Genomic DNA, 11,701 nt, shown 5'->3' on the forward strand with positions numbered 1-11,701 from the left:
GTTTCAGAGCGGGCTTTTGATTTTATTGCAAAAATTATAAATTTCAAAACGCAACTTAATATTCAGTTTTGGTTTGCAATTCACCTTCCGTCACGTCAGACCCAGCCAATCGCGAACGGGAACGATACGCCGCAGCACCAATCGCTCGATCAGAGCCACGACGATCAGGCAAAGCCCCATCATCGGCAGGAACAGGGCGAGGGCTAGTATCAGCAGGCCCAGACCCGTGCCGAGCCGTTCGTCCGGCAGCCGTGCGGGCGCGCCCAGTGTCACCTTGTCCGGTCGCCGTCGCCACCACATCATCACCGCCGAAACACACAGCGTCAGCAGACCCGCCGCCGTCAGCACGCCCAGCGCCTGATTGAGCGCGCCGAACAACTGCCCTTCGTGCAGCGCAATGCCCACACCGAACACACGGTCGATGAGTGGCTTGTCACCAAAGGTTTTGATCTGCGCCACATCGCCCATATGATCGAAGGTGACGGTCACGCCCTTGGGTCGGTTCTGGGTCTGGGAGACACCCTGCCACGGCTTGCCCTTGGCCGGGGCCATCAATACGACCGGCGGCGGCAGGTCAGCGGCGCGTAATTCGCCCGCCATATGGTCCAGAAGCGTCAGATCGACCGCGCCCCCGCTTTGCGCGCCCCCGTGGCCGTGGCCTTCGTGCTCGCTGACCTTGTCCGCTGCGCGGCTGGTGGACCAGTCGGGTTTTGACGACTGAGCAATCGCGGCCTGACGCACCACCTTGAAGCCGGCCCCCCAGACCGTCGTCCATGGCAGGCCGGTCAGCAGCAGGCAGAGCGCAAAAAACGACACCCACAGACCCGTGACCGCGTGCAGATCGCGCCAGAACAATTTGCCCTCAAGGCGCGGCCACAGGACTCCGGCCAGCCCTTTTGTGCCCCGCGGCCACCACAGATAGAGGCCGGTAATGATCATCACTATGGCCCAGCAGGCCGCCGTTTCAACCAGCAGGGTGCCGAACAGCCCGGCAAACAGTTCACCATGGATCGTCTTGACGATGTTCATAAACCGCGCCTCTTCGGGCACGGATTTCAGTATGGTCAGGGTTTCCGGGTGCACATAGACGCGCAGCCGTTCGCCGTTTTCGCTCAGCGTGACCCGCCCCGCGTCGGTGACGTCCGGTCGGACCTCGATCGACTGAAACTGCGCGTGGGGAAAGGCCGCCAGCGCGCCTTCAACCTGCACAGACAGGGGCTGAACCCGCCCGGCCCGGCCCACCTGATTATAAGGGCGGTCAATAGCCGCCTCGATCTGGGGCTTGAACAGATAGATCGGCCCCGTCAGAGACAGGATCACGATGAAGGGGATGCACACCAGCCCCGCATAGAAGTGCCACCGCCAGATCATCCGGTAGTCGATAATCTGGCGGCGAACCGTGTCGTTCGCCGCCTTACTCATGCTACTGCCCCGTCAGCTTGAAGCCGATGAACACGGCACGACCTTCGCCGGGCCAGAAGGCCGAGCGCGAACTGGCCGCGACCTTGGTGAAGTCGGTCACCGCCGTGACGCTCGACACATAGCGCGTGTCGTCCAGATTTCGTCCTTCGACGAAGACTTCCAGCCCGTCATTGACCTTTTTGGAGGCCGACAGGTTCCACACAGTGAAGCCCGGTGCCTTTTGCGTATTGGCGTAATCGACCCACACATCCGACGGCGTCCATTCCACCGACGGCGCGATACGCCAGCCGCTCTTTGAACTGAAGGCCAGTTCACCGCGGTAGTAGTGTTCGGGGATGATGGGCAGGCGGGCATTGCTATAGGTCTTGTCATGGTCGAATTTGAAATCCGACCAGGTATAGGTCTGACGCGCCATGACGGCCCAGTTACCGATCGTGCCGATGCGCCAGTCGAGCGCGGCTTCAAGCCCCTGATGGATGGTATTTTGAGCGTTGAAGGTGGCGGCAGGAATGTCGGGCGACACGATGAAGTTGAGCATTTCACCGTCGATCTCCGCACGATAAAGCGCCACATCCCAGGTCAGGTGTTGCGAGCGGCCGCGCGTACCGATTTCGGCGGTCACGGCCTCCTGCGGCCGCACGCTGGTAAACTGCGGCAGGGGCGACTGCACCAGAGCGCCATAGGTCGGGGCTTCGACCGATTTGGTGACATTGGCGAAGACCTGCTGACCGCTGGCGTTTTGCCACAAAAGCCCAACGCGCGGCGCGAACCAGTCGAAATCCTTATCCGCATTGTTGGCCGTATTGAGATAGTTGACATAGTCGCGTCGGGTCCAGCCGTAGGCCCCACCGGCGATCAGGGCCAGTTGGTCTGTAACGAACAGGCGGCCTTCTGCGAACACGTCCCAGCTCTGGGCGTTTTGCACCGCGTTACCGGACATCGTTCCGGGCAGGCCATTGCTGTTGGCAAAGGTATGGGCGTCGATATTGCCGCTTCGGTAATTGACCCCGGCAAAGACGTCGTAGCGCTTGCCGCCCACAGTGCCCTGTCCATCGAGGCGGGCAAAGGCGCCATAGTTCTGATATTGCTGGTCAATATAGATGGAGATGGGGTGGATGAGCTGCTTCCACGCGGCATAGACGCCGCCTTCGACGCGCCAGTTGTCATTGATCTGCCAGTCGCCCTGCACCGTGCTGCGCGCGGATTTGACGTTGCGGCCGTAACGCAGCAGCGGATAGTTGGCGGCGGTCGTCGCCTTGGGCGTTGTCAGGGCCTGCTGTAGAGTCAAAGCCCCGGCGATACGCTGATCCAGGTCATTGCCCTGAAAAATGAAGCGCAGCGAGCGGCCTTCACCGAAGCGGCGACCGATATTCAGCGTCACACGCTTGCCATTCTGTTCTGAATTGTCACGCCAGCCGTCAGCATGGACGGTGCTGGCCGACACATAGAGGTCGTAGTCGCCGATGACATCGGCATAGGCGATCTGCCCGCGGGTTGTGCCGAAGCTGCCGCCTTCCAGTCGCACCAGTGTGCGATAACCGGCATTGCGGCCGCTGGTCGTAACGTAATTGACCGCCCCGCCCAGTTGCGCGCCCCCGAAGCGCAGGGCATTGCCGCCCTTATAAACTTCGATATAGCGCGCCGACAGCGGGTCGATCTCCTGATAATCGCCGGAGCCGTCGGCCTGATTGACCGGTACGCCGTCGATGGACAGCCATGAACCCCGGTTGTGGGCCGAATTGCCGATACCGGAGCCGCGAATAGAGAAGCGGCTGTCTTCGCCGAACTTCTTTTGCGCGAAGACGCCGGAGACGTTTTTCAACGTGTCGTACATCCCGACCGCATAGCTGTTGCTGTAGGTTTCGGAGGCGACGACGGATACAGCGCCTGGTGTCCGCGACAATTTGGCGCGGGTGTCACGCACGGCGGACGGGTCTTCGGGATTGAGACGGCCGGTGACGATGACGGTGGGGATTTCATCCGCTTCGGATGAGAGAGGGGCGGCAAAAGCGGGCAGGGCGGCGCACAGGGCGAGGCCGGAAGCGCTGAGGCACAGCGCGAATATACGGGTTTTCATGAAATAACCTGTCTGAAAGCACGACATATCAGCGCGCTGACGCACGCTGAGCGAAAAATCGATCAGACGAGGTGTGGGGGGCCGCAGGAATGTGGGCGCGGCGGGGCACGGGCCTTAGGCTGCGCCACATCTGACGCAGGCGTCAGCGGCGCAAGGCTTTGCGGATAGACGACAGGGACCACAGTAAGGTCGGGCTGCGGCATGCCGGTCAGGCCCGCCAGCACGCAATCGGCGCATTTGAGGCCCTGAGTGGCTTTTTCAGCCTTGTCCTTGGCGACGGCCTGGCTGAGGGTCGTATCGACCACCGGCACCGGGCTGTTACACAGGACAAAACCAGACCCGTCGCGCGAAGCGGCCAGAAGGTGCGGCGGAAAAAGCACCTGAACCAGCAGGCCCATGACCACGGCGATCATAGTCCAGAAGCGGGTTTCGCTTCCGGCCTTTGTGCCGTGAGACAGGGTGCGGGTTATGGCCATGTTTCCGCCTTAACCTTGGCGTGTGTCGGCTGTCAAGCGGCGTTGGCCACGACCTCGGCCAGCTTTTGCAGCGTCACATAGTCCGTCTTGCCCGAACCGAGGACCGGAATCGACTCGACCTTGACCAGCTTTCTGGGGATGGCCAGCGCCGGGACGCCCTTCTCCTTCGCCTGATCGGACAGGGTGGACAGGTCCGCCGCCGCATGATCGGTCAGGAGCACCAGACGCTCACCCTTCTTGTCATCAGCCAGCGACACGACGGCGTGGCGATGGTCCGGCCACACCTCTTCGGCCAGTCGCTCAACGGCCGTCAGCGACACCATCTCACCGGCGATCTTGGCGAAGCGCTTGGCGCGGCCCAAGATGCGGATGCAGCCGTGGCGGTCGATCGACACAATATCCCCGGTGTCGTGCCAGCCGTCCTTTGGCGCTTCGATGACGTCGGGGGTTTCGAGATTGATGTAGCCGGCCATAACGTTCGGGCCCTTAACGTGCAGGCGTCCGCCTTCGGGGATGCCTTCGACCACTTCAAGGCGTAACTGCATACCGGGCAGGGCGCGGCCCACCGTGCCGTAATGATTGTCGGTTGGCAGATTGACCGCCAGAACCGGTGAGGTTTCGGTGACGCCATAGCCTTCGATGACAGTCAGGCCGTACTGTTCGCTGAACAGCTTGTGCGTTTCGTCGCGCACCTTCTCGGCGCCGCAGACCACGAAGGCGAGGGTCGCGAAATCGTCCGGTTGCGCCTGACGGGCGTACTGGTTGAGGAAGGTGTCGGTCGAAAACAGCAGCGACGCCTTGGTTTCCTTGAGCAGACCGGGGATCTGCTTGACGTGCAGCGGCGACGGGTACTGGAAGCTGCGCATCCCCTGCAACAGCGGCAGGATCAGGCCGCCGGTCAGGCCCAGCGAATGGAAGATCGGCATGGGGTTGAAGCACACCCATTCCGGCTTCAGTTCGATATGGGCGGCGATCTGGGCGCAGTTGAGCACCAGATTGGCCTGAGTCAGCACCACACCGCGCGGTGTGCCGAAGCTGCCCGAGGTAAAAAGAATAACGCCAATGTCCGAGGGCTTTGCCTTATGCGCGAAACGGCGCGGCAGTTTGGAGGCCGCCAGACCGTAGAGTTTGTCGGGCAGGGACAGCGATTTGCGCAAATCTTCGAGATAGAGGATGCGGACAAAGTGCCCCATGGCCTCAACGAGGTCTTCCAGCTTGGCCTGCTGCACGAAGCGCTTCGAGGTAATAACCGTCTTGACCTTCGCGGTCAGGCAGCCTGTCTTGATATTGGCGGGGCCGGCGGTGAAATTGATCATCACCGGCGTGCGTCCGTGGGCGTGCAGGGCAAAGAAGCTCAGAGCCCCGCCCATCGAGGTCGGTAGCATCAGGCCGATGCGCGTTTCTTTCTTCAGCGCCTTGTCGAACAGGCGCGCCAGCACGAAGGTGCGCAGGATAAATTCATTATAATCTGAAGGCTGGCGGTCCTGATCTTCTATGATGATCTTGGACTTGCCATGTGTTTCCGCGGCGTCGAGAAGCGCGTCGAACAGGGATTTCGTTTCGGCTTCGACATCAAAAGGGCGCACCATGCGCGATCACTCCCTTTGATCGGCTTAAAGGGCCGTCATTACGCTGCGGCTGCCGATCAATTCTGATTACACCCTATGAGTCTCTGCGCCACAAGTCAATTGAACATTGTTCAAATAATTGAGAGGGGCCGTTATGTCAGGTGCCAAGGCTCAGAAAGGCCTCAAAAACGGGCGCTAATTCTTCTTCCCGGACAATGGGTTTCACCTCGCAGGGAGTGCGCCCGCCACATAGCGCCTTAAGATCGCCCGTCCCGGCCAGAATCATGGGGGCGGCGGTGCGGCCCAGCTCCAGCCGGAAGCCGCCAAGCGCCCGGCGTGCCTCGCCCATCTGCCTGATCCAACCCGCACTCAGGTGGACGCGACGCAGATCGGGATTGGCCATGCGCCAGCGATGCGCTACCTTGCCCCAGGCATCGGCGGGTTCGTCCTCGCGGTGCCATTCAGGCGGAGACGCCGATTGCGACGCGTCCCACGGCGCATAGGCCAGCACGCCGCGCAGCGGCCAGTTGCGCGCATCCATGGCCAGCGCCGTCAGGGCCCCCGACCCATGCCCAAAGAGATAGAGAGGCTTGGTGGGTGAGGGGCGAACGACCTCGGTCACAAAGGCCTCGGCGGCCTTGATAGGGTGTCTGAAGTCAGGCAGGGCAATATCCTGATTTTGCGAAAGATACTTGCCTGATCCGCCCTGACCCGGTGCTTCGAAAATCCATACGCTCAGCTTGTCGGCTACGGCCTGTTGCGCCAGTCCGAAGTAGACTTCGGCGGGGTAGCGGGCATCGGCCAGCATCAGCAAATGCCCACGCGGATTGAGCGGAGGGGCGGCAACGCCGTAACGCGCTTCGGGCAGGGTGCCGAATTTGAAGCCGCTCCATACGAACCCGGCGGGCGGATAGGCGTCGGGCGACAGGCCGGGCGGGATTTGCGAGTCGGTAAAGGCCACACCCGTCTGGTCCGGGCCTTCGTTGCGCGTGCAGCCCACCAATGCAGCGCCTATGCCGGCTGCCGCACCGACCATTAAGCGGCGGCGAGACAGGGAAGGCGACAGCGGACGGGCAGTGAACATGGGCTCAGCTTAGGCCAGATTCCGCCGCGCGGCCATCCCTTGTTACCCTATGTTATAAAGGACAAGGCCTTTTGGCTTGATAATGCCGGGCAAAAAGCCCAATTAGGGACGGACTGTTTCCTTATTAAAGTGTCCCCATGGTTACCCTGATCAACCGGCTCGACGCCTCGGTTTCCAAGCCTGACCTGCGCCATCCTGAAAAGCAGAATCGTCCGGACACCCCGATTCTGAAGAAGCCGGACTGGCTGCGCGTTAAGGCGCCGGGCTCCGAAGGCTATAATGCGACGCGCCAGACCGTGCGCGACGCCAAGCTGGTGACCGTGTGCGAAGAGGCCGCCTGCCCCAATATCGGTGAGTGCTGGACCAAGAACCACGCCACCCTGATGATTATGGGCGACACCTGTACACGGGCCTGCGCCTTCTGCAACGTCAAGACCGGTCTGCCGCAGCCGCTCGATTCCGATGAGCCGAACCGCGTCGGCATGACCGTGGCCAAGATGGGCCTGTCGCACGTCGTCATCACCTCGGTGGACCGTGATGATCTGGCCGATGGCGGGGCGGAACACTTCGCCGAGGTGATCCGTCAGATTCGCCTGCAATCGCCGAAGACGACCGTTGAAATCCTGACGCCGGACTTCCTGCGCAAGGACGGTGCGGCGGAAATCGTCATCGACGCCAAACCGGACGTCTTCAACCACAACCTCGAAACCGTCCCGCGCAACTATCTGAAAATCCGTCCCGGCGCGCGTTATTACCATTCGCTTCGCCTGCTGGAGCGCGTCAAGGAACGCGACCCTTCGCAGTTCACCAAGTCTGGCATCATGGTCGGCCTTGGGGAAACCAAGGAAGAGGTGATGCAGGTGATGGACGATATGCGCTCCGCCGGCGTCGATTTCATCACCATCGGTCAGTACCTCCAGCCGACGCGCAAACATGCCGCCATTGACCGCTTCGTCACGCCCGACGAATTCAAGGCCTATGAGTCGATCGCGCGCGCCAAGGGCTTCCTGATGGTGTCGTCGTCGCCGCTCACGCGCTCATCGCACCATGCGGGCGAAGATTTCGAGCGCCTGCGGGCCGCGCGAGACGCGCAACTGGCGGGCAAGCGGGCCTGAGACGTGGCGCAGTTTCATCTTGAACGCGTCCTGCCCTATGCGGCGTCGGACCTGTGGGACATGGTCAGCGATGTGAAGCGGTATCCGGAGTTTATTCCGTGGATTACCTCGCTGCGCGCCTATAATGCCTCCTCCCCCTCGGATGGGGTGCACATGTTCGATGCCGATGTGTCGGTAGGCTACAAGATGTTGTCTGAGCGCTTTTCGACGCGCGTCACGCGTCGCGCCGACGATCTCAGCCTGCATATGGGCCTGCTGCGCGGACCGCTGCGCAAACTCAATGGCCACTGGCATTTTACCGAAATTGAGGGCGGCACACGGGTCGATTTCGACATGGATATGGATTTCAAAAATCCCATCCTCAATGCCATGCTGAAGGCTAATCTCAATCTCGCTGTCACCCGACTGATGAGCGTGTTCGAGGCCCGCGCCAGGCAGCTTTACGGTGATAAGGCTTAAGCCTCCGCCCTCAGATGCTCCAGCGCCCAGTGCAGCGCGTACATCACAGACTGTTCGCGGATATAGTCGCGGCCCAGATTTTCAAACACATGCACATTGGCCTGGGATCGGACCTCGCCATCGGGCAGGCGGAAGGCCAGCCCGAAGCAGACCATGCCGACGGGCTTTTCAGCGGAACCGCCGGTCGGTCCGGCGATCCCCGTCACGCTGAGAGCCAGATCGGCCCCGGCAGAGGTCAGCGCCCCTTCGGCCATGGCGTGCGCGACGGGCAGGCTGACCGCGCCGTGTTCGGCCAGAACCGCCTCCGGTACGCCCAGAAGCTTCGCCTTGGCAGCGTTGGAATAGGTGACATAGCCTTCGTGGAACACGTCCGACGCCCCCGAAATGCGCGTCAGGGCCGCGGCGATCAGTCCGCCGGTGCAGCTTTCGGCCGTCGTCAGCGTGCGACCCTGCGCACGCGCCAGGGCGAGAATGTCCGTAGCCAGATCAGAGGCGTCCATGGAGAAGCTCCCAAAAGAAAAGGCGTGGGGTCATAGACCCCACACCCCGTAATCTAGCCAATAAAGCTGAAATTACACGCCCGGATGCAGCGGGGCGTCCAGATTGCTGTTGGCGAAGTCCCAGTTCACCAGCGAGGTGAGGTAGGTTTCGATGAACTTCGGACGCAGGTTCTGATAGTCGAGATAATAGGCGTGTTCCCACACGTCGAGCGTCAGGATCGGCTTGTCGCCCTTGGTGAACGGGGTTTCGGCATTGCCGGTCTTCACGACCTTCAGCTTGCCGTCCTGACCCAGAACCAGCCACGCCCAGCCCGAACCGAACTGCGTCGCGCCAGCGGTCTTGAAGGCTTCGACAAAGGCGTCGAACGAGCCGAAATCGGCAGTGATCTTGTCGGCGATGGCGCCCGTCGGCTGACCGCCGCCGTTCGGCTTCATCGAGTGCCAGAAGAAGGTGTGGTTCCACACCTGAGCGGCATTGTTGAACACGCCGGGATTGGTGCCTTCCGAGGCCTTGACGATTTCGACCAGCGACTTGTCCGCGAACTCGGTGCCGTCGATCAGCTTGTTCAGATTGTCCACATAGGCCTTATGGTGCTTGGCGTGGTGGAAGCTGAAGGTATTGGCCGACATGTGCGGCTCAAGCGCGTCGGTCGGATAGGGCAGAGCGGGAAGTTCGAAGGCCATGACATCCTCGGCAGGTTTGAAATGAATAGAAAAGAACCAGAGTCGATATATGGGGGCGGGAATCGCTTTTCAAGGCAAATTTCGGTGAGAATAATTCTCAAAATTAGCCTTATAATTTCAGGGGTTAAGCCGGGCGCAGGCTGGCATACAGCGAGTGTTCGAACGCCGCGATGTCTTTGCGTCCTTCGCTCAGGTCATGGCTTGAAAAGCCTCGCTTTATTTCGCCATCGGCCAGCAGCACACCGGCGTCGCAGCGCGTCATGAAACTGCTGACATCGTGCAGGGCGGTCAGGATCAGGGCCCCTTCGCGGGCGCGCTGGGTCAGACAGTTTTTGAGGGCATAGATGGCCAGGGGGTCGAGCCAGTTGAAAGGCTCATCCAGAATGATCTGCGCCGGCTCGCCCACAAAGGCGCACATAAGCGCGATCTTCTGCTTCTGACCCGCCGACAGGGTGGCGATCATCTTGTGGCGCAGGGCGTTGTAATCGAGCGCTTCAAGCAGGGCCGGGTCGTCCGGCACCTGAGCCTTACGGCTTTCGGCGACCAGCGCCAGCAGCACCTGCGGCGTCAATTCGGGCGGCAGGCTGTCGGGCGGCGGCGCATAGCCCCACAGGGCGGCGCGGCGCTGCGGTGTGGCGGTGACATCTTCGTCCCTCAGCCAGATACGGCCCTGCGCCACAGGTAACCGCCCACTAAGGCCATTGAGCAGGGTGGTCTTGCCGGAGCCGTTGACCCCCAGAATGCCGTACCATTGTCCGTGCGCGAGGTTGAGGGACACCGATTTCACGATGCGCTTTCCGGCGATATCGACGCACAGGTCCTCGCATCTCAGGGCAGGCTGGGTCGCCATCTCTCTCTCCTTACACGCCGCATCAAGAGGATCAGGCGCACAACCAGCCATAACATAGCCGCCGGCAGGGCCAGCAAGGCCAGCAGGGCCGCGACCGCCAGATCAATCCCCAATACCCAGTCCGCCGTCGCGGGCTTATGGCTGAAGCGGGTCAGAAATGTCCATAGAATAAGCAGCCCGGTCGCAGCCCCCAGCGCCAGAAGGATCAGCAGCCCGTCTTTCGGCGGCGCGCCGCTGATCAGCAGGCTGAGCAGGCAGAGGCCCAGCCACAGGGCGAAGGGGGCAAGGGCGGTTTGCGTGAGGGTGCGGACCAATGACCCCGGCTGCCAGCGCAGGAACTGCGTCAGTTCGCCGGAAACCGGACAGAGCAGAACGGCCAGAAGCGCAGAGCCAAGGCCGAACAGACCAAGACCTGTCTGGGGTTCCGGGTTGTTGGAGAGCGCCAGATGCGTCGCCAGCGGTACACCGATGATCAGAAGGCCGCAGGGCAGCCACAGCCGTTTGTGGCGCAGTCGGCACCACAGCGGGGCCAGGGCCGCAAAGGGCAGGCGGTCTGCGCCATTTGCCACCCCTGTTGTAAACAGCGGCGGTATCATGGCCGAAACCATCCCGGTCCCCAGCCCCAACACCGCCCCCAGACTCCAAAGCCCCAGATCGCGCGGGGCCAGTATCGCCTGAAATACCAGAAGCGTCAGCCCTACGGGCAGACAAAGGACGGCTGTGCGAAGGGCAAACCACAGCCATCGCGCCTGCGGATCACTGATCAGGGGGAACAAGGGACCACTGAGCAGGCGTTGCGCATAGGCCGACCGCGCTGAGGGGTAAAGCTGCCGCGCGGCGAAAAAGAGCAGGGCGGCGCTATAGGCCCAGATGGGACGATTGTCGTGGGCTTGCGCGCTCAGAGCCTGAAACAGTCCGAACGGCAACCCGCTCAGCAAGCCGAGCGCCACAAGGATATCCAAGGGATGCCGTCGCCAGACACGCCAGCGGCTGCGCAGGCGTTCATGATCCAGTCTGAGCAGTATCTGAAAGCCCGGTTGCACTCAGAAGCCGTCGAAAAGGTTGAGGGTTTCTTCTTTCGGCTCGATTTTTGGCGTTGGTGTGACGGGCTTCGCCGGCGAGGCGGTGGCCACGTCACGTACAATGCGCGTGGTAAAGGCGGCCTTGTTCTTTTGCAGGCTGGTCAGAAAATCCTTGGGCGTGTCGGTGAGGTGGTACTTGTTCGACCACAGCATCATCTCGACCAGAACAGGCGCCAGGTCGGCACCCTTTTCGGTCAGGCGATAAATGTATTTGCGCGCATCGTCCGGATCGGTGGCCTTGGAGATCAGCCCGGCGCTTTCCAGCTTCGACAGGCGGTCGGCCAGAATATTGGTGGCGATCTTTTCCTCGGCATTGAGGAAGGCCTTATAGGTCGAACGCCCCTTGAACATCAGGTCGCGGATAATCAGCAGCGACCACGAGTC

General features: G+C 61.5%; 12 protein-coding genes. 2 read left to right on the forward strand and 10 right to left on the reverse strand.

The window, feature by feature from the left end:
* Positions 1 to 90: 90 nt before the first annotated feature.
* The 5 genes from Q0072_RS17640 to Q0072_RS17660 form a co-directional block, all read right to left on the reverse strand.
* On the reverse strand, positions 91 to 1,422 hold the full coding sequence (locus Q0072_RS17640; protein ID WP_298332867.1) for a PepSY domain-containing protein: 1,332 nt from the start codon (positions 1,420 to 1,422) through the stop codon (positions 91 to 93).
* A 1-nt stretch (position 1,423) separates the two neighbouring features.
* A complete protein-coding gene (locus tag Q0072_RS17645; RefSeq protein WP_298332868.1) occupies positions 1,424 to 3,499 on the reverse strand; it encodes a TonB-dependent receptor in 2,076 nt (691 codons plus the stop codon).
* Positions 3,500 to 3,561: 62 nt separating this feature from the next.
* Entirely contained in the window at positions 3,562 to 3,975 is a 414-nt protein-coding gene (locus Q0072_RS17650; protein ID WP_298332869.1) for a hypothetical protein, read from the reverse strand.
* Positions 3,976 to 4,007: 32 nt separating this feature from the next.
* The gene (locus tag Q0072_RS17655) at positions 4,008 to 5,564 is read right to left on the reverse strand and encodes an AMP-binding protein (RefSeq protein WP_298332870.1); all 1,557 of its coding nucleotides are present in this window, start codon (positions 5,562 to 5,564) and stop codon (positions 4,008 to 4,010) included.
* A 136-nt stretch (positions 5,565 to 5,700) separates the two neighbouring features.
* Positions 5,701 to 6,627: an alpha/beta hydrolase gene (locus Q0072_RS17660; protein ID WP_298332871.1), complete on the reverse strand. Its 927-nt coding sequence runs from the start codon at positions 6,625 to 6,627 to the stop codon at positions 5,701 to 5,703.
* Between the two features lie 137 nt (positions 6,628 to 6,764).
* Here Q0072_RS17660 and lipA point away from each other — a divergent pair, with 137 nt between their 5' ends.
* Positions 6,765 to 7,742, forward strand: a complete 978-nt coding sequence (gene lipA, locus Q0072_RS17665) for a lipoyl synthase (RefSeq protein WP_298332872.1) — start codon at positions 6,765 to 6,767, stop codon at positions 7,740 to 7,742.
* Between the two features lie 3 nt (positions 7,743 to 7,745).
* Positions 7,746 to 8,201, forward strand: coding sequence for a type II toxin-antitoxin system RatA family toxin (locus Q0072_RS17670; RefSeq protein WP_298332873.1), 456 nt, complete (start codon positions 7,746 to 7,748; stop codon positions 8,199 to 8,201).
* Here Q0072_RS17670 and Q0072_RS17675 read toward each other — a convergent pair.
* The 5 genes from Q0072_RS17675 to Q0072_RS17695 form a co-directional block, all read right to left on the reverse strand.
* On the reverse strand, positions 8,198 to 8,701 hold the full coding sequence (locus Q0072_RS17675) for a CinA family protein (RefSeq protein WP_298332874.1): 504 nt from the start codon (positions 8,699 to 8,701) through the stop codon (positions 8,198 to 8,200). The two genes, Q0072_RS17670 and Q0072_RS17675, sit on opposite strands and share 4 nt — an antisense overlap.
* Before the next feature lie 72 nt (positions 8,702 to 8,773).
* Positions 8,774 to 9,385, reverse strand: coding sequence for a superoxide dismutase (locus Q0072_RS17680; protein WP_298332875.1), 612 nt, complete (start codon positions 9,383 to 9,385; stop codon positions 8,774 to 8,776).
* A gap of 124 nt (positions 9,386 to 9,509) precedes the next feature.
* Positions 9,510 to 10,235: an ABC transporter ATP-binding protein gene (locus Q0072_RS17685; RefSeq protein WP_298332876.1), complete on the reverse strand. Its 726-nt coding sequence runs from the start codon at positions 10,233 to 10,235 to the stop codon at positions 9,510 to 9,512.
* Positions 10,214 to 11,278 (reverse strand): hypothetical protein, encoded by a 1,065-nt coding sequence (locus Q0072_RS17690; RefSeq protein WP_298332877.1) that lies wholly within the window; start codon positions 11,276 to 11,278, stop codon positions 10,214 to 10,216. Before Q0072_RS17690 ends, Q0072_RS17685 begins: the two co-directional genes overlap by 22 nt.
* Positions 11,279 to 11,701 (reverse strand): helix-turn-helix domain-containing protein (locus Q0072_RS17695; RefSeq protein WP_298332878.1); only part of this gene is annotated, 423 nt, incomplete at its 5' end.

The sequence above is a fragment of the Asticcacaulis sp. genome (assembly GCF_027484505.1).
GTDB lineage: Bacteria > Pseudomonadota > Alphaproteobacteria > Caulobacterales > Caulobacteraceae > Asticcacaulis.

Bases quoted from the DNA above. Each gene is read 5' to 3' on its own strand.
- Q0072_RS17640 (WP_298332867.1), bottom strand. From the start codon at position 1,422: ATGAGTAAGGCGGCGAACGACACGGTTCGCCGCCAGATTATCGACTAC.
- Q0072_RS17680 (WP_298332875.1), bottom strand. From the start codon at position 9,385: ATGGCCTTCGAACTTCCCGCTCTGCCCTATCCGACCGACGCGCTTGAG.
- Q0072_RS17645 (WP_298332868.1), bottom strand. From the start codon at position 3,499: ATGAAAACCCGTATATTCGCGCTGTGCCTCAGCGCTTCCGGCCTCGCC.
- Q0072_RS17675 (WP_298332874.1), bottom strand. From the start codon at position 8,701: ATGGACGCCTCTGATCTGGCTACGGACATTCTCGCCCTGGCGCGTGCG.
- Q0072_RS17660 (WP_298332871.1), bottom strand. From the start codon at position 6,627: ATGTTCACTGCCCGTCCGCTGTCGCCTTCCCTGTCTCGCCGCCGCTTA.
- Q0072_RS17650 (WP_298332869.1), bottom strand. From the start codon at position 3,975: ATGGCCATAACCCGCACCCTGTCTCACGGCACAAAGGCCGGAAGCGAA.
- Q0072_RS17685 (WP_298332876.1), bottom strand. From the start codon at position 10,235: ATGGCGACCCAGCCTGCCCTGAGATGCGAGGACCTGTGCGTCGATATC.
- lipA (WP_298332872.1), top strand. From the start codon at position 6,765: ATGGTTACCCTGATCAACCGGCTCGACGCCTCGGTTTCCAAGCCTGAC.
- Q0072_RS17655 (WP_298332870.1), bottom strand. From the start codon at position 5,564: ATGGTGCGCCCTTTTGATGTCGAAGCCGAAACGAAATCCCTGTTCGAC.